The organism is Micromonospora sp. DH14 (genome assembly GCF_029809455.1).
In the GTDB taxonomy this organism is placed as follows: domain Bacteria; phylum Actinomycetota; class Actinomycetes; order Mycobacteriales; family Micromonosporaceae; genus Micromonospora; species Micromonospora parva.
Genome location: NZ_JARVKT010000030.1, coordinates 1 through 23,757 on the forward strand (window position 1 = coordinate 1; position 23,757 = coordinate 23,757).

Below are 23,757 nucleotides of genomic sequence, written 5' to 3' on the forward strand. Positions count from 1 at the left end.
GGGTGTGGGGTGGGCCACAGCGGGGGGGTGCGGGCGGGGTTGGTTACTGACGAGTAGCATCGGGGCAACGTGCCCCTCGGCTAGGAGGCTCAAGTGCCCCGTGAAGTTCGCGACGTCGTCTTCGTCGACGGCGTCCGTACCCCGTTCGGCAAGGCGGGTGGCATGTACGCCAACACCCGCGCCGACGACCTGGTGATCCGCTGCATCCGGGAACTGCTGCGTCGCAACCCGCAGCTGCCCCCGGAGCGGGTCGAGGAGGTCGCCATCGCGGCCACCACCCAGATCGGCGACCAGGGCCTCACCATCGGCCGCACCGCCGCCCTGCTGTCCGGGCTGCCCAAGACCGTCCCCGGCTTCGCCATCGACCGGATGTGCGCTGGCGCGATGACCGCCGTCACCACCGTGGCCAGCGGCATCGCCATGGGCGCGTACGACGTCGCCATCGCCGGTGGCGTGGAGCACATGGGCCGCCACCCGATGGGTGAGGGCGTCGACCCCAACCCGCGCATCGTCGCGGAGAAGCTCGTCGACCCGTCCGCGCTCGTCATGGGCGCCACCGCGGAGAACCTGCACGACCTGGTCCCGCACATCACCAAGGCGCGCACCGACGCGTTCGCGCTCGCCTCGCAGCAGAAGACCGCCAAGGCGTACGCCAACGGCAAGCTCCAGGACGACCTGGTCCCGATGTCGATCCGCGACGCCGAGGGCGGCTGGGGTCTCGCCACCGTGGACGAAGCCCCCCGGGACACCTCGCTGGAGAAGCTGGCCACCCTGAAGACCCCGTTCCGCCCGCACGGCAAGGTCACCGCGGGCAACGCGGCCGGCCTCAACGACGGCGCCACCGCGAGCCTGCTGGCCGACGAGGCCACCGCCCGCGAGCTGGGCCTGCCGGTCGCCATGCGGCTGGTGTCGTTCGGGTTCGTCGGCGTCGAGCCGGAGGTGATGGGTGTCGGCCCGATCCCGTCGACGGAGAAGGCGCTGCGCCTCGCCGGGCTCACCATCGACGACATCGGCCTGTTCGAGCTGAACGAGGCGTTCGCCGTGCAGGTGCTCGCCTTCCTCGACCACTTCGGCATTGCCGACGACGACGCGCGGGTCAACCCGTGGGGCGGCGCGATCGCCATCGGCCACCCCCTCGCCTCCTCCGGCGTGCGGCTGATGACGCAGCTGGCCCGCCAGTTCGCCGAGCACCCCGAGGTCCGCTACGGCCTCACGGCGATGTGCATCGGCATCGGCATGGGCGGCACTGTCATCTGGGAGAACCCGAACTGGGAAGGTGGCGACAAGTGAAGGCACCGAACGAGGTCGTCACCAGGGCGCTGCTGCGCCAGGTGAACGTACCGGGGCTGGACCGGCCGGCCGCCCTGATCACGCTCGACAACGGCTTCGACCACACCAAGCCGAACACCTTCGGGCCGGGTGGGCTGGCCAGCCTGGACGAGGCGATCACCGCCGCGCTCGCCGCCGACCCGGCGTTCATCGCGGTCACCGGCAAGCCGTACATCTTCTGCGTGGGCGCGGACATCGTCGGCCTGCCGCAGCTCGCCGACCGCGCGCAGGCGCTGGAGATCGGCCGGCTCGGCCACCGGGTCTTCGCCCGGCTCAAGGACAGCACCGTCCCCACGTTCGCGTTCGTCAACGGCGCGGCGATGGGCGGCGGCCTGGAGCTGGCGCTGCACTGCCACTACCGGACGCTCTCCGGCGGTGCGGCGGCCCTCGCGCTGCCCGAGGTCTCCCTCGGTCTGGTGCCCGGCTGGGGCGGCACCCAGCTGCTGCCGAACCTGATCGGCATCCCCGCCGCCACCCAGGTGATCATCCAGAACCCGCTGATGCAGAACAAGATGCTCAAGCCGAAGCAGGCCGCCGAGCTGGGCATCGCGGACATCCTGTTGGAGCCGGCGGACTTCCTGGAGCGGTCCCTGGAGTGGGCGGCCGGCGTGGTCCGGGGTCAGGTCACCGTGACCCGGCCCGAGGTCGACAAGGACATGTGGGCGGGCGTGCTCTACTTCGCCCGGGAGACGCTGAACCAGCGGCTGCACGGCGCCGTCCCGGCCGCGTACAAGGCGCTGGACCTGCTGGAGACGGCGAAGGACGCCGACTTCGCCACCGGCACCGCCGCAGAGGACGAGGCCCTCGCGGACCTGGTCTTCTCCGAGGAGCTGCGCAGCGGCCTGTACGCGTTCGACCTGGTGCAGCGGCGGGCCAAGCGCCCGGCCGGCGCACCGGACAAGGGTCTGGCCCGCACGGTCACCAAGGTCGGCATCGTCGGTGCCGGTCTGATGGCCAGCCAGCTGGCGTTGCTGTTCGCCCGCCGCCTCCAGGTGCCGGTGGTGATGACCGACCTCGACCAGTCCCGGGTGGACAAGGGCGTCGGCTACGTGCACACCCAGATCGAGAAGGCCGTCACCAAGGGCCGGATGGACAAGAACACCGCCGCGAAGCTGTACGGCCTGGTCAGCGGCACTGTCGACAAGAGTTCCTTCGCGGATGCCGACTTCGTCATCGAGGCGGTCTTCGAGGACCTGGGCGTCAAGAAGCAGGTCTGGGCCGAGCTGGAGAAGATCGTCTCCCCGGAGGCGGTGCTCGCCACCAACACCAGCTCGCTGTCGATCACCGAAATGGCCGCGGAGCTGGAGCACCCGGAGCGGGTGGTCGGCTTCCACTTCTTCAACCCGGTGGCGGTGCTGCCGCTGCTGGAGATCGTCCGGGGTGAGCGCACCGACGACGCCACCCTGGCCACCGCGTTCGCGGTCGGCAAGCAGCTGAAGAAGTCGAGCGTGCTGGTCAAGGACGCCCCGGCGTTCGTGGTGAACCGGCTGCTCACCCGCTTCCTGGGCACCGTGTTCGCCGCCGTGGACCAGGGCACCCCGCTGGACGTGGCGAACAGCGCACTCGACCCGCTGGGCCTGCCGATGCGCCCGCTCGCCCTGCTCCAGCTGGTCGGGCCGGCCGTCGCGTACCACGTGGGCGGCACCCTGCACGCCGCGTACCCGGACCGGTTCGGGGTCAGCGAGAACCTCAAGCGGATCGCCGACTCGGGTCAGCCGATCGTCGTCGACGACCAGGTCAACGAGGACGTCGCCAAGCTGCTCGTGGTCGGTGACCAGCCGCTGACCGCAGAGCAGGTACGGCAGAACGCGCTCGACGCGCTCGCGCAGGAGATCCGGCTGATGCTGGACGAGGGCGTGGTCGCCGAGGCGCAGGACATCGACCTGTGCATGATCCTTGGCGCCGGTTGGCCGTTCCACCTGGGCGGCGTCACGCCGTACCTGGACCGGACCGGCACCTCCGAGCGGGTCACCGGGCAGCGGTTCCTGCCGCGCGGCGCGGCGAGCCTGCCGGCCTGACCGATCGCAGTACCACCATCGCGGTGGTCGGACCGTCCCTCGTGGACGGGCCGGCCACCGCGACCGTTTGTGATCAGCGGACCGTCGGACGGGGGTCTGCGCAGGGTCAATGGCGGGCTCCGCAGCGGGTTAAGATCACCCGTTTCGCACCCCCATCTTGGAGCTGACTGACGTCCCAGCCGCCGGCCAATCCCTACGGCCCGCCGCACGATTCCCCCGACCCGTCGCAGCAGCCGGGCCAGCAGTCTGGCGGTTGGCCGCCGCCGCAGCAGCAGGGACAGCCGCAGCAGCCCGGTGGGTTCCCCTCCGCACAGCCCGGTGGGTTCCCGCCCGCACAGCCCGGTGGGTTCCCGCCCGCACAGCAGGGCTTCCCGCCCGCACAGCCGGGTGGGTTCCCGCCAGCGCAGCCCGGTGGGTTCCCGCCAGCGCAGCCGGGCCAGCCGTACGGCGACCCGAACCTGGCCGGCGGCCCGCCCCCGGCGAAGAAGTCCAACGTCGGCAAGATCGTGCTGATCGTGCTGGCCGTGGTGCTGGTGCTCTGCCTCGGCGGCGCGGCGATCATCTGGCTCGTCGTCAAGGACGACGTGGGTGCCGTGGTGGACGCCAGCAAGACCCGGGTGGTCGCGCCGGCCACCCTCGCCGGCCGGCCGAAGCTCACCAACCCGGAGCTGCAGGCGGCCGCCGACCAGGCGGTCAGCGGGATGAAGACGGCGGCGGGGAACGAGACGAGCACCGTCGCGGCCTTCTACGGCGACCCGACCAAGCAGGACCTCGTGATGATCGCGGGCATGTCCGGGCTGCTGGCGGACCCGAAGAAGGAACTCGACGCCTACGTCGACGGGCTGTCCAAGCAGCTGACCGTCAACGAGATGACGGGCGTCGACGCCCGCCCGCTCGGCGGTGAGGCGCGCTGCGGCGACGGGAACACCGAGACCGTGCCGTTGGGCATCTGCGTCTGGGCCGACCGGGGCAGCCTGGGCATGGTGGTGATGTACTTCACGTCCGCCGACCAGGCCAAGGCCGAGTTCACAGCGATCCGGGGCCAGGTCGAGCAACAGTCCTGAGCCGTACGAGACAGTGGGCCCCGGCCACCCTCGCGGTGACCGGGGCCCACGCCGTACGTCGACTGTCAGGCCGGATCGGCGACCTCCGTCGCGGCCAGCGCTGCCGCCGCGGCCCGCGCCGCTGCCGCCGCCGCCCGCTCGGCCGCGTTGCCGAGCACACAGAACTCGTTGCCCTCCGGGTCGGCGAGCACCACCCAACCACCGCCGGTCAGGCTGACCCGGTCGGCGACGAGCGTCGCGCCGATACCGAGCAGCCGCTCGACCTCCTCGGCGCGGGTCCGGTCGGCGGGTTGCAGGTCAAGGTGCAGCCGGTTCTTCACCGTCTTGCCCTCGGGCACGGCGATGAACAGCACCTCCGGGCCGCCCGGCGGCAGGAGCATCGCCTCCGGGTCACCGGGGAAGTCGTCGGGCTGCCGGGGGCAGTCGAACACCTGCGCCCAGAAGCCGGCCAGCGCGTACGTGTCGGAACAGTCGATGCTGATGTTGTGGATCGTCGAGCTCACTGGTGGTCCTCCACAGTGGTGGTGGTGACACGTTCGCCGGCGCTGCGGAGCACGCAGAACTCGTTCCCCTCCGGGTCGGCGAGCACCGCCCAGCCCGTTCCGTCGGCAAGCCGTCGGTCGGCGACCATCGTGGCCCCGAGGCCGAGCACCCGCTCGACTTCCTCGTCCCGGGTCCGGTCGACCGGTTCCAGGCAGATGTGGACCCGGTTCTTGGTCACCTTGTCCTCCGGCACCTCCTGGAAGAACAGGTGGGGGGTGGTGCCGCCCGGCGGCACCAGGGCCGCCTCCGGATCACCGGGGGCGTCCTCGTCGTACCGGGCGTAACCGAGCACCGCCGACCAGAAGCCGGCCAGGGCGTACGTGTCGTGACAATCGAAACTGATGTTGCGGATCCGTGGATACACGGGTGGTCCTCCATGTTCGGATGAGGACGCTCCGCCGCCCGGGGTCAGCCTGCGAAGACCAGAGGTGCGGAGCCTTGACTGGTGGACATCGACGCACCCCCCTTCACTCTCTGAGCTGACGCGGTGATCTTGCCAGCGGGTGAGCGTCGCGCGCAACCCCGTTCAGCCGGCGGCGGGCACCGCCGGGGCGTCCGCCGACGGCAGCGTCACCGTCACCTCCAGACCACCGCCGCTCTGCGCGACCACCCGTACGGTGCCGCCGTGCGCGTCGCAGACCGCCCGGACAATGGACAGCCCCAGACCGGACCCGCGGGCGCCGGTGCGTTCCCGGCCACCGCGTCGGAACGGCTCGAACAGCCCCGGAACGTCGGCCTGGTCCACCTCGAAGCCGGTGTTGCCCACCACCAACCAGGACCGTTCGCCGTCGGTGCCGGTGCGCACCCAGAGCCGGCCGTGCAGGTGGTTGTAGCGGACCGCGTTCTCGATGAGGTTGCCGGCCAGCCGGTCCAGCAGGCCGGGGTCGCCGACGACCGGCGCGGGCTTCAGCGACGTCTGCACCCGCAGACCGATCCGTTCCACCTCGCGGCGCATCGCCGACAGGGCGTTGGCGGTGCCGGCGGCGAGGTCGCACTCCGTTCGCCGACCCAGCCGCCGGCCGGCCTGCGCCTCGCTGCGCGCCAGCACCAGCAGCGCGTCCACCAGGCTGTTGGCCCGCTCGGAGGCGTCCCGGACCACAGTCGCCATCCGCCGGTACTCGGCGGCGTCCGCCTCGTCGTCGCTGAGCGTCACGTCGATCTCGGTGCGCATCACGGCGAGCGGGGTACGCAGCTCGTGCGAGGCGTTCGCCACGAAACGTTTCTGCGCCTCGAACGCGGACGCGATCCGGTCCAGCATGTCGTCGAACGTCTTCGCCAGCTCGGCCACCTCGTCGTCGGCGCCCGAGTAACCGATCCGCTGGTCCAGGGTCGCCTCACCGAGCCGTTGCGCGGTCGCGGTGACCTGGTGCAGGGGGCGCAGCGCCCGACCCGCCACCGCGTACGCCCCGGCCACCCCGACCACGCTGATCGCCAACAACGCCACCAGACCCTTGGCCAGCAACTCCCCCGAGGCGGCGTCGACCAACTGCCGCTGCCACTCGCCGGCGTCCAACTCCCGGCCGTCGGAGAGCAGCACTGTCGTGCCGGGCACCAACTCGTCGGTGGGGCGCAGCGCGTCGCGGACCAGGAGCCACGCCAACAGCACCAGGATCGCTCCGGCGCCGATCAGCAGCACCCCGTTGAGCACCGTCAACCGCAACCGCAGGGTGGGCCGCAACCGGCGACTCATGCACTTACCTCGGCGGTGCGGTAGCCGGCGCCGACCACCGTCTCGATCAGCGGCGGGTCGCCGAGCTTCTTGCGCAGCGTCATCACGGTGACCCGGACGATGGTGGTGAACGGGTCGGTGTTGGCGTCCCAGACCCGTTCCAGCAACTCCTCACTGGAGACCACCGCGCCGCGCGCCTTGAGCAGCTCACTGAGCACCCCGAACTCCTTGTTGGTGAGGTCCACCGGCACTCCGGCGCGGGTGGCCACCCGGCGGGCCGGGTCGAGCACCAGGTCGGCCAGTTCGAGCACCGGCGGCGCCGCCGGGGTGGCCCGCCGACCCAGCGCCTGCACCCGGGCGACCAACTCGTCGAAGGCGAACGGCTTGGGCAGGTAGTCGTCCGCGCCGAGCTGCAACCCCTCCACCCGGTCGGCCACCGTGCCACTCGCGGTGAGCATCAGCACCCGGGTCAGCGCACCGGAGGCCGCCAGGTCCGCGCAGATCTGGTCGCCGTGCACGCCGGGCAGGTCGCGGTCGAGCACCACCACGTCGTACCGGGTGACGAAAGCGGCCTCGTGGCCGGCGTCACCGTCGTACGCCACGTCGACGGCCATCCCCCGCTTGCGTAACCCGCGCGCGATCGCGTCGGCGAGGTTGCGCTCGTCCTCGACCACCAGTACCCGCATCCCGGCCTCCTCGCTGCTGACCACCGACAACCTAGTGCCGCCCGGCAACCATCGTCCCCCGCCGTGGGCACCGGTCGGCGTTGCGGGCCACCGCCGCGTACGCGATGCTGGCCGGCGGCACCGAGCGACGGACGGACCTGGCATGACCACTGCGGCACCGACCATCCGGCGGGACATCGCCTACCGGGGTTTCCACCTGCCGGCCGACACGGCCAGCGGCAGCGGCGACGGCCTGCGCGCCGGTGATCGGGGCCTCACCCTCGACGGCGGTGACCAGCGGGGCAGCTGGACGTCGCCGCCGGTACCGGTCGGCTTCGCCGTCGCCGAGGTGGTGCCGTCCTGGACGGCGGACACCCCGGACGGCTGTTGGATCGAGGTCGACCTGCGCGGTTGGCACGACGACGCGCCCAGCACCGACTGGTACCGGCTGGCCCGCTGGGCCGCCGGCGACCACACGGTACGGCGCACCTCGGTGCCCGGCCAGCGTGACAGCGTCGCCCGGGTCGACACCGACACCCTGATCGTGACCGGGGCGACGGTCACCGGTTGGCAGGCGCGGGTGACCTTGTGCCGGCCCGCCGGCAGCCCGACCGGCCCGGTGCTGCGCAGCGTCGGCGCGGTCGCCACCGGGCCGACCTCGACCGACCGGTGGCACGAGCGGGAGGCCACTTCGACCGCCGGGCGTGGGATCGTGCTGGACGTGCCCCGCTACTCGCAGCGGCTGCACGCCGGCCAGTACCCGCAGTGGGGTGGCGGCGGCGACTCCTGGTGCAGCCCCACCTGCACGTCGATGGTGCTCGCCTACTGGGGCGCGGAGCCGACACCGGACCACTACGCCTGGGTGCGGCCGTCCGGTCCCCGACCGGTGGTGGTGCACGCCGCCCGACACTGCTACGACCACGCGTACGCCGGGGCCGGGAACTGGCCGTTCAACACCGCGTACGCCGGTCTGCACGGGGTGGACGCGTTCGTCACCCGGCTGCGGTCGCTGGTCGAGGCGGAGGCGTTCATCGCCGCCGGCATCCCCCTGATCGTCTCCGCCGCGTTCCGGGCCGGCGAGGTGCCGGGGCTCGGGTACGACACCGGAGGGCACCTGATGGTGCTGGTCGGCTTCACCGCCGACGGTGACCCGGTGCTCAACGACCCGTACGCCCCGGACGACGACGCGGTCCGCCGTACCGTGCCTCGACAGGGGTTCGAGGCGGTCTGGCAACACGGCAGCGGCGGGGTGGCGTACGTGCTGCGACCCGCGTCGGTGCCGCTGCCCCCGCCGCCGGCCCAGGCCAACTGGTGATCAGTCGGCCAGTTTCCAGAGCTGGTACGAGCCGGGCGCGGCGACACTGCACACCAGGTAACCGGTGACCGCCTGACAGTCCCCGGTGGCACGGGGCAGCACGTCCACGACCCGCGTCTTCGCGGCGCCGACGTCCAACTCGCCGACCAGCACCCCACCGTCGGGATGCCGGCGGATGCCGACCAGCCGGCCGACACCGAGTTGGTACAGCTCCCACCGGCCCAGGTCGGCCAGCTGCCGGCCGGTCAGCGCGTCGAGCACGATGTACTGCTCCAGCGGCCCGATACCGCTGATGTTGGCCATCAGCCGGCCGTCGGTCGGCCAGGCCCACCCCCACCGGCTGCTGCGCCAGCGCACCTCGCCGGTCGCCGGGTCGAGCGCCTGCAGCTCGTTGTTGCCGGTGCGCAGGCACAGGACGGGGCCACAGTCCAGCGTGAAGTCCACGTTGACCCGGGTGCGGGTCCAGCGTTGGTCGAGCCGGTCCAGTCCGTACGCGGTGACCGCGCCCGAGCCCCTGTCGACGGCGAGCAGCAGGTCGTTTATCAGGTCCAGTCCGATCGGACCACGGTCGGGCGGGCGCAGGTCGGCGCGGGCCAGCACCGTCCCGGTGATCGCGTCGCGTACCTCGACCGGCCCGTCCAACTGGTTGAGCACCACCCGGTCCACTCCGCGCTCGTCGCCCCGCACTGTCACGTCGGCGGTGACGCCCGACAGCTGCCAGCGCACCGTGCCGCAGCACGGATCGATCACGCGCACACTGGATGGTTCGGTCTCGCCGCCGCTGCGCAGCAGCAGATTGCCGTCGGTCAGCTTGGTGACGGTGCCCGGCTGCTGCCAGCGGTACGCCCCGGTCGCCCGGTCCAGGGCGATGGTGCGGGTCTCCCGACCCTCCGGGCCGATCTCGTACCCGGTGGTCAGCAGCATCCCGTTCAGCGACGTCATCCCCCAGTACCGGGCCTCCGCCGACAGCTGCACGTGCCAGACCGGCTCGCCGTCGGGCAGCCGGTACGCGGCCAGCCGCCCCTGCCGCCTCGGGCTCGTCGGCTCCATCACCAGCAGGAGGTCACCATCGATCATGACGTCGGATCCGGGCCTGGCCGGCAGGGTCACCGGGGCCGGGCGCGACGGCGTCACCGCGCCGGCGGCGAGCGTGACCAGGGCGAGCAGCACGACCAGCGCGCAGCGCAACGTGCGACCGTGGGCGCGGGGCGGGCGGGGCAGCGGGTCCGGGTCCGGGTCGTGCCGCAGTACGCCGAGGTCGATCACCGAGTCGCTCACCGCGTCAACCTCCACAGGGCGGTCGTGCCGTCCAGGCGCTGGCAGAGCAGCACCGGCAGGGACGCCTGGCAGCTGCCGGCGATGCCGGGCAGCACGTCGACGATCCGCGCTCGGCCGGCCACCAGGTCGAGTTCGGCGACGACCATCCGACCGTCGTCGCCCCGCCGTACGCCGACCAGCGGGTCGTCCGCGTCGAGCACGGGCATCAGGCTCCACCCGCCCAGGTCGGCCAGCGCGAAGCTCACCAGCCGGGTGCTGCCGGGCGGGACGAGCAGCAGCAGCTCGTTGACGACCTGCACCCGCTGGTACGCCGACCGGTCACCGGGCAGCGTGTCGACGCTGCGCAACAGGTGGCCGCTGCCGGCGTCGTGCACCTGCACCTCGCCGGTCGGTTGCAGGAGCACGAAGCGGTCGACCCGGCCCGCCGGGTCGTGGTGGTAGGTGGGGTTGGCAGCCGGCGGAATCGGCACCGACCAGAGCACCCGGCCGGTGTCGGGCGCCACCCCGCTCACCGCGCCCGACCCGTCCTCCCGAGGGTCGGTCAGCAGCAGGCCGCCGTCCGCTGTCGGTTGCAGCGACCCCGGATGCTGCCAGCGTTGCCGGCCGGTCGCGGCGTCGAAGGCGGTGGTCTGGAACACCCGGTTCGGGGCGCTGACCGCGGTGGCCAACACCAACCCCCGCTCGGTGCGGACGTCGAGGTAGTCACCGGTGCGGGCCAGCGGCGCCTGCCACCGCCGTCGCACGGCGGCGCCGGCCGGTGCCGGCCGGGCGTACGCGCTCAGGTACCGCTCACCGTCGGGTATCGGCGGATCGACCACGAAGACGCTCTCCGCGGCCAGATACGCCGTGGCCGTCCGGGACGCCGGCACCACACTCACCGTGCGCTGCGCCCACGGGGCGGCGGCGGCCAGCACCACCAGGCTGAGCAGCAGCACCGCCGCGCCGTGCAGCGGGCGAGCGGCGGCACGCGTGCCGCGGACCGACGACGCCGACGTGGGCTCGTCCCGAATCTCGCCCAGCTCGATGATCGACAACGACCGTCCTTCCGTCACCAGGTAAGGCTGGCCGACGAATCACCGTCCGGCAAACCGACCGTCAGCGCACCGGCCCGGCAAAAGCGACGGAACCCCGCCTGTACGATGGCGCGTCGTGGCTGTGCCGGTGGTAGACCCTTCGCTGAATCCCCTGACCGACGCCGACCCGGCCGAGGTGGAGCCGACACGGCGGCCTCGGCGCCGTCCGGCCCGAACCGACCTGTTGGCCCTCGGAGCCTATGTGCTGCTGGGCGTCTTCGTCTGCCTCAACTACTGGGGTGACGTCAACGGCCGGGTGTCCTCGCACCTGCCCACCGATCACAGCTGGTTCGAGTGGTTGTTCGCGCACGGCGCGTACTCGGTGCGCCACCTGGAGAACCCGCTCTTCACGGCCCAGCAGAACGCCCCGGACGGGGTGAACATGATGGCCAACACCTCACTGCTCGGGGTGACACTGCCGCTGGCCCCGCTGACCATGCTGCTCGGCCCCCAGGTGATGTACGCGCTCTATCTGGGTGCGGCGCTGGCGGCCACCGCCGGCACCGGGTACTGGATGCTCTCCCGCCACCTGGTGCGTTCCCGGGCGGCGGCGTTCGTCGGCGGCGCGTTCCTCGGCTTCGCGCCGGGCATCATCCACCACGCCAACGGCCAACCGAACTTCGTGTCCAACTTCCTGCTCCCACTGATCGTGGTGCGGGTGCTCACCCTGGCCGAGCCGGGCCGGTGGCGGCGCAACGGGCTGATGCTCGGGGCGCTGGTGGCGTACCAGATCTTCATCAACGAGGAGATGCTGCTGCTCACCGCGCTGGCCTGCCTGGTCATCGTGCTGGCGTACGCCGTGCAACGGCCGCGGGCCACCCGGGCCGCCGCCGGCACGTTCCTGGCCGGGCTCGGCGTCGCCGGTGGGCTGGCCCTGGTGCTCACCGCGTACCCGATCTGGTTCCAGTTCAACGGCCCGCAGTCCTACCGGGGCCTGCAGGGCGGCGTGTTCCACAACTGGGGCGAGGACCTGGTCGCCTTCGTCACCTTCGCCCGGGACACCTGGGCCGGCAACCCGGAGGTGGAGAAGACCATCGGCCTGACCGAGCAGAACACCTGGTTCGGTTGGCCGCTGGTGCTGCTCTCGCTGGTGGCTCTGGTGCTGCTGGTGCGCCGGTCGCTGGCCGCGCGGATCGTCGCGGTGCTCATCGTGGTGTTCAGCGTGGCCGCGATCGGGCCGTGGGTGCGCTTCAACGGTGTGGAGACCGACATCCGCGGCCCGTGGTCGTACGTGTCGGACGACCTGCCGCTGGTCGAGATGATGATGCCGACCCGGTTGACGCTGGTGGTCGCCGCCGCGGTGGGCGTCCTGCTCGCGTTGACCTGGGAGGCCGCGTACCGGCAGGGACGCCCGGTGGCCGACCGGCCGAGGGTGCCGGCCCAGCGCGCGGGCGACGCGGCCCCCGCGGCGTCCGACAACGAGCCGGCCGCGCCGGCCGCCGCGCGCCGTCGGTGGCTGCGCCCGGTGGGGTACGCGGCGGTCGCCCTCGCCGTGCTGCCGCTCTTCCCCCGGCCGCTGCCCGCCCAGCAGATCGACCCGCCGCCGCACTTCATCAGCGCGGGCGGCTGGCGGCCGTACGTGCCGGCGGGCCGGACCCTGGTGCCGGTGCCGATCCCGAGCAACGTGCACGGTCTGCCGACGCTGCGCTGGAGCGCGCTGACCGGGCAGGAGTTCGCTGTCCCGGGCGGCTACTTCATCGGCCCGAATGAGCTGGGTGAGGGGGTCTTCGGCGCGCCGAACCGGCCGACCAGCTCGCTCATCTACTCCACCATGGACAAGGACGCGGTTCCGGCGCTGACCGACGAGAACCGCCGCCAGGCCATCGAGGACCTGCGGTTCTGGCGGGCGTCGGTGGTGGTGCTCGGGGCGCACCCGCGCGAGTCGGTGCTCCGCGAGCTGGTCACCGGCCTGATCGGGCCGCCGCAGCGGGTCGACGACGTCTGGGTCTGGGACGTCCGCCCGCTGGTGGGTTAGACGCGCTCCCGCACGTCCCACACCCACCCGCCGTCGACCGGCCGACCCGGGCCGAGCAGGTCGTCGACAGTCCGGCGGACCGGGTCGCCGTGCTCCAGCTGACCGAGCACGACCACTGCCGCCCGCCAGTGCCGCAGGTCCTCGATGGCCTGTCGACGGTCGGCGTCGCTGAGCGGCGGCACCGCGCCGGTCTCGGCCACCCGGCGCAGCAGCACCGAGGTGGGCCGGTCCGGCGCGCCCCAGCGGGCCGTCGGGTCGTCCGGGCCGCTGGGGCCGATGAAGTAGCCACCGGGCGCGGGGAACGCCAGACCGGTACGGGCCGACCAGAGCATCACCGGGCTGCGCCCGGCGCCGGTGACCGGCGGCACCGCGACCACCGTCCGGCCGGGCGGCACCAGCGCACGCCAGTCGCCGTCGGCGACGAACGCCGGCACCGGCGCGACCGGCACCACCCGGATCGGCGTCGGCGTCAGGGGCAGCAGCGCGGCGGCCACCGCCCCGGCCCACAAAAGCCGTACCGGCGATCCCGGCGCGGTCGCCGGGTGCGCGGCGCGGACCCGGTCCACTGAGAGCGCCACCAGCACACCCAGCACCGGTACGCAGACCAGCGCGAACCGGGCCGGCACCGCGAGGTCGAGCAGCGGCAGCTCCGCGACCAGTCGGTACGGCCCCGGAAGGCCTGTGGCGTTGCCGTTCAACCGCACCGTCGTCCCGAGCGAGAGCAGGGCGAAGACCACGCCGCAGCCGGCCAACGCCCGCACCAGTGCCCGTCGCCACAACCAGATCACGATCACCACGGCGAGCACCAGCAGCCCCGGGCCGAAGAACGAGTTCTCCTCGGTCGGGTTCGGCGAGAGCAGCCCCGGCAGCCAGTCGTCGCCCAGCACGGTCTGCCGGGCCGACGCGGTGAACGAGGCGACGTCCAGCTGGAAGCCCTGCGTGGCGAACGCCATCCCGGTGTAGTGCTGCGGGCCGTGGAACTGGAACCACAGCGGGTACGCCAGCGGCACCGCCGCCACGCCGGCCGCCACCGCGAGCCGACCGAAGAGGGCCGGCGCGTGCCGCCGCGCGGCAACCCGGTCGGCGAGCGCGTACGCCAGCGCGAAGACGCCGGCCGCGAGCACCAGGAAGACCAGCACCTCCTCGCCGATGAAGACCTGCCAGACGAGCAGCAACCCGAGGCCGACGCCGGGACGCCACACGTCGTCCCGTGCGACGCCCGAGGCGGGTCGGAACACCAGGGCGAGGATCGGCGGCACCAGGAACTGCGCGGCGATGTGCAGGTGGGCGCCCGCCTGAGCGACCATGCCCGGGGCGAAGCCGCAGATCAGCCCGCCCACCGCAGCCGCGGCCCGGGTGTCGACCAGCCGACGGCGCAGCAGCACGTACCAGGCGACGGCCGTCCCCGCGAGGCAGCAGACGACCGCCACGCAGAACGCCACCTGCGAGCCGAGGAGCAGTGTGACCGGGGTGAGCGGGACGCCCAGGCCGAGCACCGAGGTGTTCGCCATCAGGTTCACCCCGTCGGGCGCGTTCAACCCCGTACTGAAGAGCGGATTCTCCCCCGCGACCACCGCATGGGCCGCGTGGGCCAACATCCACTCGAAGAGGATCTGGTCACCCGCCTGGTGGAACAACCGCCACGGGTGACCCCACTGCCCGCTGGTCGCCAGAACCGCGAGGCCCAGATAGCCGGCCACCACCAGCGCGTCTCGCGGCCAGGCCGGACGGGACGTGCCGACCGTCGCCGGCGGCAGGGGGTTCGGGGACGTCGTCCCGGCGGTCATCAGACCGAACGGTCGCTGATCGCCCGGACGTCCCAGACCCAGACATCCAACTCCTGGCGGCCCGGGCCGACCAGCTCCTCGACCGTCCGCCGCAGCGGCTCGGCGTTCTGCTGCCGCACCGGCAGCACCAGGATCGCCGCCCGCCAGTGCCGCAACTCGTCGGTGAAGCGCCGACGCTGCCGGTCGTCGAGCTTGGGCGTACGCCCGGTGGTCGCCACCTCCTCCAGCATCTGGCCCACCCCGCTGGGACGACCGCCGAACCGGCCCGGGTCACCGGTGTTGCCGTTGCGGGGCGCGAGGAAGTAACCGCCGGGGATCTTGAAGTCGAGGTTGGTGGCCGCCGCCCAGCGCATGCCGTGCGTGTTGCCCATGCTGGGCACCGGGATCGGCACCAGCGTCTGGTCCGGCCCGACGTACGCCCGCCAACGATCGGCGGTGATGAAGTCTGGCACCGGGGGCCGGGAGACCATCCGCAGCGGCATCGGTGCGATCGGCAGCAGCGCGAAGGCCAGGCCCGCGGCGGTGAGCACGCGGACGGTACGGCGGTCGGCCGGGCGCAGCGCCCAGGCCCGCTCGACGGCGAGCGCGAGCAGCAGACCGATCACCACGCTGGTGATCAGACCGAACCGGGTCGGCACCACCGCGTCGAGCAGCGGCAGGTGGACCAACCACTCCCACGGCCCGGTGATCAGCTCCCGGTCCCACCAGGAGACCCGCTCGCCGAGGGAGAGCACGGCGAAGAACAGGCCGGTCACCGCGAGCGCCCTGACGATCAGCTCCCGGCGCAGCCAGACCACGATGCCGATGGCGAGCATCGACAGGCTCCAGCCGAAGAAGGCGTTCTCCTCGGAGTAGTTCGGCGCCAGATTGGCGTTGGCTCGCTGGTTGCCGCCGAGGGTGGGCGAGCCGGGGGCGAAGAAGGCGGCGATGTCGTTGCCGTAGTCCTGCACCGCGTCGCTGAGCCCGTGGTAGGCCATCGGCCCGGCGAACTGCACGTAGAGCGGGTACGCCAGCAGCGCCCCGGCCAGCAGCGCACAGGTCAGCACACCGGCGCCCAGCGGCCGCCACGCCGTCCGCCACCGGGCCGGCTCCTGGGCGAGCACCGCCAGCAGGAAGACACCGCAGGCCAGTGCCGTGAAGAGCAGGATCTCCTCGTTGATGAACGCCTGGATGGTGACCAGGACGGCGAGCAGCGCCCCGTCGCGAACCGGCCTACCGGAGCGGGTGAGCACCAGCACCCGCCACACGATGAACGGCAACAGGAACTGACTGATGATGTTCGGGTGCCAGCTGGCGTGCGAGAGCATCGCCGGCGAGAACCCGCAGAACCAGCCGCCGACCGCCGCCGCCAGCGGGGTGCGCACCAGGTGGCGGGAGAGCATCAGGTACCAGGCCATGGCGGTGCCGGCGAGGCCGAGCGTGACCAGCACCACGAAGGAGACCGCCGGTCCGAAGAGCAGCGTCACCGGGACCATCGGGATGCCCAGCGCCAGCACCGCCGTGTTGGCCATCAGGTTGACGCCGTCGGGGTAGTTGAACTGCTCGGTGTAGAACGGGTACTCGCCGTGCAGCACCACGCGTACCGAGTGGGCGAGGAAGAACTGCACCTGGGCCGGGTCACCGGTGTAGAGCGAGGCCACCCGACCGGACGGGTCCAGCCAGATCCGGCTGGTCACCCAGAGCGCGGCGAGCAGAAACAGCCCGCCCACCGCCAGGTGCTGCCGCCGCCGGGTCCACCGCACCCGGGTCGGCACCGCGCCCCCGGCCGGCGCCTCGGGCTCGGCCGGCGCTTCGGGCGCTGCCCGTGTTTCGGGCGCGGGCGATGCCGGGGTCTGCGCCGGGTCCGTGGTCGGGGCGGTCAGCGCGGGCGGACCGGTCAAGCGGCCGACAGGTGTGCGGTAACTCACCAGGTCGGCGGAGTCGGCTGCCGCCTCCGTGTGCGGCGCGGGCAGGGCGCGGGACTCGGCAGGCGTCACAGTCGGCGGAGTCTACCGGAGCAACCAAAACGCCCTAAAGCCCCGGTGGTGTCCATTGTGGCGGATCGGGTGACGGCCACCTGAGGCACCGCACCGGACATCTCGTACTATGGCGCTTTCCGACAGCGACGGCGAGGCGATCGGGGGCGGGCCAGGTGACTCCAGGCCGTCGGTACGGCAGGGCGCTTCCCGTCCTGCTGAGCGCGCTGCTGGCAAGCACGGCCTGCGGTCCGGTGGCCGAGCGGAAGCCGCAGGACCTGCGGGTCGGGTACGACAGCCTGGACGGCGCGCTGACGGTGTGGCCGCCCCGCGGGGACCTCTCCGGTGACGCCGGGGCGACCGCGGCGGTCACCGCCGCCGTGCGGGACTGGCGGTCGCCGGCCGACGACCGCGCGCACCTGCCCTCGTCCGGCATCCTCTTCTCGGGTCGCGTCGACGGCGCCCCGGTGGCGCTGGTGGCCGCCGACGTGCCCGGCGAAAGTGCCTCCTGGCTGCTGCAACTGACTGGCGGAGGCGACCGGTACGAGGTCACCCGGGCCACCGAGTACACCGACCCCGGTTACCTCGTCTACTCCGACGTGCTGCCGGTGCAGACTGCCGGCGGCCGGCGCTACCTGGTCTCGGCGCGGGTGCAGACCCTCCTCGGGCCGAAGGACCGGGCGTTGACCATCGCGGACGGCCTCAGCGCACCGGTCGACGTGCCGTCCTGCACTGCCGTCGGCGTGACCGCGACCCTGCGCACCACGGAGTCGCTGCCCCGTGGGCGGGCCGCCGACCGGCTGCTCGACCTGGGCACCGGCACCGTCGATCCCCGTTACCCGCTGGTCCGCGACGAGTCCGGCACCGGCCGGCGGGCGCTCACCGGCCTGGACACCTGCGCGCTGGCCGGCGACCGGGGCCCGTTCGGCAGCATCCCGCGCCGGATCGGCGACCGGGACGCCCCACGCTCGGTGCCGACCTCCTGGCCGATGGCGAAGCTCACCGTGCGCTCGCTCGGCGAAATCGCTCTCGGCGGCGGCGAGGCGGCCGAGTTGCAGCAGCTCAGCTGGGACACCGACGCCGGCGCGATGACGGCGGTGATCTACCGACCGGCCGACGGGAGCGCAGCCGTCGCCTCACCCGCCGACCGGGCCACCCCGTTGCAGGCGTACCAACTGCCGGTGCCCGGCCAGCCGCTGGTGGTGTTGAGCTGGCGGCCCACCCGGGACAGCTCCCTGTCCGTCCCGCCGGGCACTCCCCTGCTGGTCGAGCGCCCCGGTCTGGCGGTCATCCCGACCCCGTCGCGCTCCCAGACCTACAGCCTCGCCAACAACGACAAAACCCACTACCGCTCAATCTCCCCCCGCTGACAGCGCCGCCCCCCGCCCCCGCCTGACCCGGTCGATCACGGAGTTGTGGTGCCCGGCAAAAGGCGCGAACGACCAATCATCGCCCACCATAAGTCCTTGATCGACGAGGGTGGGCGGAGCGGGGCACGCGCGACGACGGGCGCCCCCAAAGGGGCGCCCGTCCTCTCGTGCGTGCGGGTCAGTTCTGTGCGGCCGCGTCGCTGGCGGTGAGGCGGTCCGGGGTGGCGTCCAGGCTGGAGATCCAGCCGGTGACGTCACGGGCCACGTCCTGGGCGGTCAGGCCCAGGTCGGCGAGGATCTGCGCGCGGGTGCCGTGCGGGTGCCACTCGGCCGGCACACCCAGGTCCTTGAGCGGCACCCGGACGTCGGCGTCCCGCATCGCCTGGGCGAGCGCGTCGCCCACACCTCCGACCCGGACGCCGTCCTCGACGCTGACCACGAGCCGGTGGCGGGCGGCCAGGTCGACCAGCTCCGCCGGGACCGGACGCACCCAACGCGGGTCGACGACGGTGACCCCGTAGCCGTGCTCGGCGACCCGGGCGGCCACCTCCATGCCCAGCTGGCCGAAGGAGCCGACGGCGACGAGCAGCACGTCGGTACGGGCAGACTCGGCCAGCACGTCGACCGGGCCGACCCGGCGCAGCGCCGGCAGGTCCGCGGCGACGGTGCCGGTCGGGAACCGCACCACTGTCGGGCCGTCGTCGACGGCCAGCGCCTCGCGCAGCTCCTCGCGCAGGGTGGCGGCGTCGCGGGGTGCGGCGATCCGCAGCCCCGGCACCACCCCGAAGACCGACATGTCCCAGATGCCGTAGTGGCTGGGGCCGTCCGGGCCGGTGATGCCCGCCCGGTCCAGCACGAAGGTCACCGGGAGCTTGTGCATCGCCACGTCCAGCAGGACCTGGTCGAAGGCGCGGTTGAGGAAGGTGGCGTAGACCGCGACCACCGGGTGCAGGCCGCCGAGCGCCAACCCGGCCGCCGAGGTGGCGGCGTGCTGCTCGGCGATGCCCACGTCGTACACCCGCTCGGGGTACTTGCGGGCCAGCTTGGCGATGCCGGTCGGCTCGGCCATCGCGGCGGTGATGCCCACCACGTCCGGACGTTCGTCGGCGACGGCGAGCAGCTCGTCGGCGAAGACGTGCGTCCACTTCACCGCCGGGGCGGCCAGCAGCGCGCCGGTCTCCACGTCGAAGGCGCCGCCGGGGCCGTGCAGGCAGTCCGCCTCGTCCTCCTCGGCCGGGCGGTAGCCGTAGCCCTTGCGGGTGACGGCGTGCACGATCACCGGGCCGCCGAAGTTCTTGGCCGCGCGCAGCGCCGCCTCGACCGCCGCCACGTCGTGCCCGTCCACCGGGCCCACGTACTTGATGCCGAGGTCCTCGAACATGGCCTGCGGGGCGACCGCGTCCTTGATGCCCTTCTTGACGGCGTGCAGCACCTCGTACATGGGCTTGCCGACCAGCGGGGTGGAGCCGAGGGCGTCCTTGACGGTGTCGAGGACCTTCTCGTAGCCCGGGTTGAGGCGCAGTGAGGAGAGGTGGTCGGCCAGGCCGCCGATGGTCGGCGAGTACGACCGGCCGTTGTCGTTGACCACGATGACCAGCGAGTTGCCGGCGGTGGCGATGTTGTTCAGCGCCTCCCAGCACATGCCGCCGGTCAGCGCGCCGTCGCCGACGACCGCCACCACGCTGCGCGCCTCGCCCCGCAGGGCGTACGCCTTGGCCAGGCCGTCGGCGTAGGAGAGCGCGGTGGAGGCGTGCGAGTTCTCGATGAGGTCGTGCTCACTCTCGGCCTGGCTGGGGTAGCCGGAGAGGCCACCGCGCTGGCGGAGCTTGTCGAAGCCGGCCTGACGCCCGGTGAGGATCTTGTGTACGTACGCCTGGTGGCCGGTGTCGAACAGGAGCCGGTCCCGGGGGGAGTCGAAGACGCGATGCATGGCGAGCGTCAGCTCGACCACACCGAGGTTGGGCCCGACGTGCCCGCCGGTACGGGACACCTTGGTGATCAGGAAGTCCCGGATCTCGGCGGCGAGGACGTCCAGCTCCTCGCCGGACATCCGCTTGACGTCCTGCGGACCGCGAACCGTCCCCAGCAGCCGGCCGTGGTTGGCCGTGTCCTCTTCAACACTCATGACCGGAGAGTCTATCGGCCGCCCGGCACTCCGCAGCTCGGCCCGAGCCCCGGCCACCCGGGCCGGGCGGGGAGTTGACGGCTGAGCAACCGGTCAGGCGCCGGCCGGCGCCCCTCGGGCGGCCGGTGACACTCCCGCTCAGGCCGGCGGGAGCAGCAGCCCGACCTGCTCGACGTGCTGGGTCATCGGGAAGAGGTCGAAGCCCCGCAGCGCCGCCAGCCGCCACCCGAGGTCGGCGAAGGTGCGCACGTCCCGGGCGAACGCCGCCGGGTCGCAGGCCACGTACGCGACCGCCCGTGGGCCGGCGGCGGCCAGGGCGCGGACCACCGGGGCGCCGGCCCCGGAGCGCGGCGGGTCGAGCACCACCACGTCGACCGGGCCGGTGATCCGTCGGCGGGCCAGCGCGGTCTCCACCCGGGCCGCGACCACCTCGACGGTGGGCAGGTCGGCGAGGTTCTCCCGGGCGGCGGCGACACCCTGCGCCGCCGCTTCGACAAGCGTCACCCGCCCGGTCGCGCCGACCCGTGCGGCCAGCCCGGCGGCGAACAGCCCCGCACCGCCGTAGAGGTCCCAGGCGGTCTCACCCGGCTGCGGGTCCAGCATCTCCAGCACCGCGGCGGCGAGGGTGTCCGCCGCGGCCGGGTGCACCTGCCAGAACGCGGACGCGGGCAGCGTCCAGTCCCGTCCGGCGGCGACCTCGCGGACCTCGGTCGGGCCACTGACCGGGGTGGGCACCCCGTCGCGCAGCTCGGTGACTGTCACGTCCCCGCCGGTGCTGGCGACGGTCTCCACCGCCTCGGCGGCCGGCCAGCGCGCGCCGGTGGGGGTGAGCACCGGCAGCTCCTGGATGGCCGGGTGGGCGATCCGGCACCTGTCGATCGGCACCACCTCGTGCGAGCGGTGCTTGAGCAGTCCGGCCCGGTCCGCGCCGTCGACCGCGTAACGGACCCGCGAGCGCCAACCGAGCAGCCCGCCGGGCAGCGCCTCGACCCGGACGCCGAGCCGGTCCAGTTCGCCGTCGGTCAGCCCGCCGAGGCGGACCAGCTGTTCGCGCACCACGGCCGTCTTCCAGGCCAACTGTGCGGCCGGGGCGACGTGTTGCAGGTCGCAGCCACCGCAGGCGCCCGGCTTCGCGTACGGGCAGGGTGGCTCGACCCGGTCGGGTGAGGGGTCCAGCACTGTCACCGCGTCGGCCCGGACGAACCCCTTGTGCACCTCGGTGACCTCGGCGATGACCCGTTCACCGGGCAGCGCGTGCCGGACGAAGACCACCTGCCCGTCCACCCGGGCCACACAGTGCCCGCCCGGGGCGACCGCGTCGACGGTCAGCTCGACCCGGTCCGTCTCGGCCAGGCCCTGCTCCAGGGCCGAGGAGTCCGACGCCGACGGCGTCCGAGGTGTCGCGGTCCGACTGCCCGGCTCAGTCACTGGTGTTCCCCCTCGTCGCACTACCTCCGCGCTGTTCACCCTCGCCGGACGGCGCGGCGACCACCGGCGGCACGGCGACCGGTGGCGGGACGGCGCTGCGCGGCCCGCGCGCCGGGGTCCGGGACAGTGTGGCGTCCAGCCGGTCCAGGTTCTTGCTCGCCGTCGACGCGAGCTGCCACGGCACGCTGACCACCATCACCCCCGGTTCGAAGAGCAGCCGGCCCTTGAGGCGCAGTGCGCTCTGGTTGTGCAGCAGGTTCTCCCACCACCGGCCGACCACGTACTCCGGAATGAACACGGTGACCACGTCCCGGGGCGACTTGCGGCGGGTGGAGGCGACGAAGTCCAGGATCGGACGGGTGATCTCCCGGTACGGCGAGTCGATCACGGTGAGCGGGATGGCCATCTCCCGGCGCTCCCACTCGGCCTGCAGGTCCCGGGTGTCCGACTCGTCCACGTTGACGGTCACCGCGGTCAACGTGTCCGGTCGGGTGGCGCGGGCGTAGGCGATGGCCCGCAGCGTCGGCTGGTGCAGCTTGCTGACCAGCACGATCGCGTGGTTGCGGGCGGGCAGCACGGCCCGGCCCTCATCCGGCGGCGTCAGCTCCACGGCGATCCGGTCGTAGTGCCGGCGGATGGCCAGCATCAACACGTAGATCACCGCCATCGCGGCGATCGCGATCCACGCGCCGAGCAGGAACTTGGTGATCAGGACGATCACCAGCACCGCGCCGGTCAGGCCCGCGCCGAACGTGTTGATGGCCCGCGACCGGTGCATCCGGCGGCGCGCCTCCGGGTCCCGCTCGGTACGCAGGTGCCGGTTCCAGTGCCGGATCATGCCGGCCTGGGAGACGGTGAACGAGACGAACACCCCGACGATGTAGAGCTGGATGAGTCGGGTCACCTCGGCCTGGAAGCCGACGATCAGCACGATCGCGAAGAGGGCCAGGAAGACGATGCCGTTGGAGAACGCCAACCGGTCGCCCCGGGTGTGGAACTGCCGGGGCAGGTAGCGGTCCTGGGCGAGGATCGAGCCGAGCACCGGGAACCCGTTGAACGCGGTGTTGGCGGCCAGGAACAGGATGAGGGCGGTCATCCCGGCCACCACGTAGAGCAGGATCGACCCGGACCCGAAGACCGTCTCGCCGAGCTGGGTGGTGACCGTCTTCTGCACGTACCCCTCGGGGCCGGCGACGATCTGCAGGCCCGGATCCTCGACGAACTGCAGGTGGGTCAGCCGGGCCAGCCAGATGATGCCGACCAGCATGCTCACCGAGATGCTGCCGAGCAGCAGCAGGGTGGTGGCGGCGTTGCGGCTCTTCGGCGCCTTGAACGCCGGCACCCCGTTGGAGATCGCCTCCACGCCGGTGAGCGCGGCGGCGCCCGAGCTGAACGTCCGCAGCAGCAGGAAGATGAGCGCGAAACCGGTCACACTGTGCTCGGCCTGGATGACCAGGTCGGCGCTCGGCGCGCGGAGTTCGTCACCCAGCACGAAGACGCGGAACAGCCCGGTGAGCAGCATCCCGCCCATCACGATGACGAAGCCGTAGGTGGGGATGGCGAACGCGGTGCCCGACTCGCGCAGGCCGCGCAGGTTGACCGCGCTCAGCAGGATCACCGCGCTCACCGCGATCAGGACCTTGTGGGTGGCCACGAACGGCACCACCGAGCCCAGGTTGGCCACCCCGGAGGAGACCGACACCGCCACCGTCAGCACGTAGTCGACGAGCAACGCGCTGGCCACCCCCACGCCGAACTTCGGACCCAGGTTGACGGTGGCGACCTCGTAGTCGCCGCCACCGGACGGGTAGGCGTGCACGTTCTGCCGGTAGCTGGCCACCACGGTGAGCATGACCACGACCACGGCCAGGGCGATCCACGGCGAGAAGACGTACGCGGAAGCACCGGCGATGGACAGGGTCAGCAGGATCTCGTCGGGCGCGTACGCGACGCTCGACAACGCGTCGGAGGCGAAGACGGGCAGCGCGATGCGCTTCGGCAGGAGGGTGTGCTGCAGCCGGTCGGACCGGAACGGTCGACCGAGCAGAAGCCGCTTCAGCAGCGAGGTGGGACTGGCCACGAACGCCAAGGGTACGACCACCACGGCGGGGGCGCGGGGGTGGGCGATCACGGCCGGACGGCACGGCGGGGTACGGTCGGTCC

General features: G+C 72.7%; 17 protein-coding genes. 6 read left to right on the top strand and 11 right to left on the bottom strand.

Annotated features, from left to right (window positions below; translation table 11 throughout):
• Positions 1 to 93 precede the first annotated feature (93 nt).
• From QCZ28_RS27640 to QCZ28_RS27650, 3 genes are all read left to right on the top strand, one after another.
• The gene (locus tag QCZ28_RS27640) at positions 94 to 1,290 is read left to right on the top strand and encodes a thiolase family protein (RefSeq protein WP_279519378.1); all 1,197 of its coding nucleotides are present in this window, start codon (positions 94 to 96) and stop codon (positions 1,288 to 1,290) included.
• Complete coding sequence (locus QCZ28_RS27645; RefSeq protein WP_279519379.1) at positions 1,287 to 3,347, top strand: 3-hydroxyacyl-CoA dehydrogenase NAD-binding domain-containing protein; 2,061 nt, start codon at positions 1,287 to 1,289, stop codon at positions 3,345 to 3,347. Before QCZ28_RS27640 ends, QCZ28_RS27645 begins: the two co-directional genes overlap by 4 nt.
• 506 nt (positions 3,348 to 3,853) lie before the next feature.
• On the top strand, positions 3,854 to 4,411 hold the full coding sequence (locus QCZ28_RS27650) for a hypothetical protein (RefSeq protein WP_279519380.1): 558 nt from the start codon (positions 3,854 to 3,856) through the stop codon (positions 4,409 to 4,411).
• A 65-nt stretch (positions 4,412 to 4,476) separates the two neighbouring features.
• Here the strand turns inward: QCZ28_RS27650 and QCZ28_RS27655 are convergent, their stop codons facing one another.
• From QCZ28_RS27655 to QCZ28_RS27670, 4 genes are all read right to left on the bottom strand, one after another.
• Positions 4,477 to 4,914, bottom strand: a complete 438-nt coding sequence (locus QCZ28_RS27655; protein WP_279519381.1) for a VOC family protein — start codon at positions 4,912 to 4,914, stop codon at positions 4,477 to 4,479.
• Complete coding sequence (locus tag QCZ28_RS27660) at positions 4,911 to 5,318, bottom strand: VOC family protein (RefSeq protein ID WP_279519382.1); 408 nt, start codon at positions 5,316 to 5,318, stop codon at positions 4,911 to 4,913. The genes QCZ28_RS27655 and QCZ28_RS27660 overlap by 4 nt, the downstream gene beginning before the upstream one ends.
• 162 nt (positions 5,319 to 5,480) lie before the next feature.
• Positions 5,481 to 6,644, bottom strand: coding sequence for a HAMP domain-containing sensor histidine kinase (locus tag QCZ28_RS27665; RefSeq protein WP_279519383.1), 1,164 nt, complete (start codon positions 6,642 to 6,644; stop codon positions 5,481 to 5,483).
• Positions 6,641 to 7,309 carry a response regulator transcription factor gene (locus QCZ28_RS27670; RefSeq protein WP_139586209.1) on the bottom strand — a complete coding sequence of 223 codons (669 nt, stop codon included), beginning with the start codon at positions 7,307 to 7,309 and terminating at the stop codon, positions 6,641 to 6,643. Before QCZ28_RS27670 ends, QCZ28_RS27665 begins: the two co-directional genes overlap by 4 nt.
• Before the next feature lie 142 nt (positions 7,310 to 7,451).
• Between QCZ28_RS27670 and QCZ28_RS27675 the strand changes: the two genes are divergently transcribed.
• Entirely contained in the window at positions 7,452 to 8,603 is a 1,152-nt protein-coding gene (locus QCZ28_RS27675) for a peptidase C39 family protein (RefSeq protein ID WP_279519384.1), read from the top strand.
• Here QCZ28_RS27675 and QCZ28_RS27680 read toward each other — a convergent pair whose 3' ends face one another.
• Together QCZ28_RS27680 and QCZ28_RS27685 are read right to left on the bottom strand one after the other, a co-directional pair.
• On the bottom strand, positions 8,604 to 9,881 hold the full coding sequence (locus tag QCZ28_RS27680) for a PQQ-binding-like beta-propeller repeat protein (RefSeq protein ID WP_279519385.1): 1,278 nt from the start codon (positions 9,879 to 9,881) through the stop codon (positions 8,604 to 8,606).
• Complete coding sequence (locus QCZ28_RS27685) at positions 9,878 to 10,933, bottom strand: hypothetical protein (RefSeq protein ID WP_279519386.1); 1,056 nt, start codon at positions 10,931 to 10,933, stop codon at positions 9,878 to 9,880. Before QCZ28_RS27685 ends, QCZ28_RS27680 begins: the two co-directional genes overlap by 4 nt.
• A gap of 103 nt (positions 10,934 to 11,036) precedes the next feature.
• Between QCZ28_RS27685 and QCZ28_RS27690 the strand changes: the two genes are divergently transcribed.
• Positions 11,037 to 12,929 (top strand): hypothetical protein, encoded by a 1,893-nt coding sequence (locus QCZ28_RS27690; protein ID WP_279519436.1) that lies wholly within the window; start codon positions 11,037 to 11,039, stop codon positions 12,927 to 12,929.
• Here the strand turns inward: QCZ28_RS27690 and QCZ28_RS27695 are convergent.
• Together QCZ28_RS27695 and QCZ28_RS27700 are read right to left on the bottom strand one after the other, a co-directional pair.
• Positions 12,926 to 14,716: a hypothetical protein gene (locus QCZ28_RS27695; RefSeq protein ID WP_279519387.1), complete on the bottom strand. Its 1,791-nt coding sequence runs from the start codon at positions 14,714 to 14,716 to the stop codon at positions 12,926 to 12,928. The genes QCZ28_RS27690 and QCZ28_RS27695 overlap by 4 nt on opposite strands.
• Complete coding sequence (locus QCZ28_RS27700) at positions 14,716 to 16,470, bottom strand: hypothetical protein (protein ID WP_279519437.1); 1,755 nt, start codon at positions 16,468 to 16,470, stop codon at positions 14,716 to 14,718. The genes QCZ28_RS27695 and QCZ28_RS27700 overlap by 1 nt, the downstream gene beginning before the upstream one ends.
• 416 nt (positions 16,471 to 16,886) lie before the next feature.
• Here QCZ28_RS27700 and QCZ28_RS27705 point away from each other — a divergent pair, with 416 nt between their 5' ends.
• Positions 16,887 to 18,041 (top strand): hypothetical protein, encoded by a 1,155-nt coding sequence (locus tag QCZ28_RS27705; protein WP_279519438.1) that lies wholly within the window; start codon positions 16,887 to 16,889, stop codon positions 18,039 to 18,041.
• Between the two features lie 178 nt (positions 18,042 to 18,219).
• Here the strand turns inward: QCZ28_RS27705 and dxs are convergent, their stop codons facing one another.
• From dxs to QCZ28_RS27720, 3 genes are all read right to left on the bottom strand, one after another.
• On the bottom strand, positions 18,220 to 20,166 hold the full coding sequence (dxs, locus tag QCZ28_RS27710; RefSeq protein WP_279519388.1) for a 1-deoxy-D-xylulose-5-phosphate synthase: 1,947 nt from the start codon (positions 20,164 to 20,166) through the stop codon (positions 18,220 to 18,222).
• Between the two features lie 138 nt (positions 20,167 to 20,304).
• On the bottom strand, positions 20,305 to 21,531 hold the full coding sequence (locus tag QCZ28_RS27715) for a TRAM domain-containing protein (protein WP_279519439.1): 1,227 nt from the start codon (positions 21,529 to 21,531) through the stop codon (positions 20,305 to 20,307).
• A gap of 55 nt (positions 21,532 to 21,586) precedes the next feature.
• Positions 21,587 to 23,674, bottom strand: a complete 2,088-nt coding sequence (locus QCZ28_RS27720) for an APC family permease (RefSeq protein ID WP_279519389.1) — start codon at positions 23,672 to 23,674, stop codon at positions 21,587 to 21,589.
• Positions 23,675 to 23,757: the final 83 nt, after the last annotated feature.

What these genes read in the sequence shown, in the direction of transcription:
- dxs (WP_279519388.1), bottom strand. Translation starts at nt 20,166, where the DNA reads ATGAGTGTTGAAGAGGACACGGCCAACCACGGCCGGCTGCTGGGGACG.
- QCZ28_RS27675 (WP_279519384.1), top strand. Translation starts at nt 7,452, where the DNA reads ATGACCACTGCGGCACCGACCATCCGGCGGGACATCGCCTACCGGGGT.
- QCZ28_RS27670 (WP_139586209.1), bottom strand. Translation starts at nt 7,309, where the DNA reads ATGCGGGTACTGGTGGTCGAGGACGAGCGCAACCTCGCCGACGCGATC.
- QCZ28_RS27695 (WP_279519387.1), bottom strand. Translation starts at nt 14,716, where the DNA reads ATGACCGCCGGGACGACGTCCCCGAACCCCCTGCCGCCGGCGACGGTC.
- QCZ28_RS27665 (WP_279519383.1), bottom strand. Translation starts at nt 6,644, where the DNA reads ATGAGTCGCCGGTTGCGGCCCACCCTGCGGTTGCGGTTGACGGTGCTC.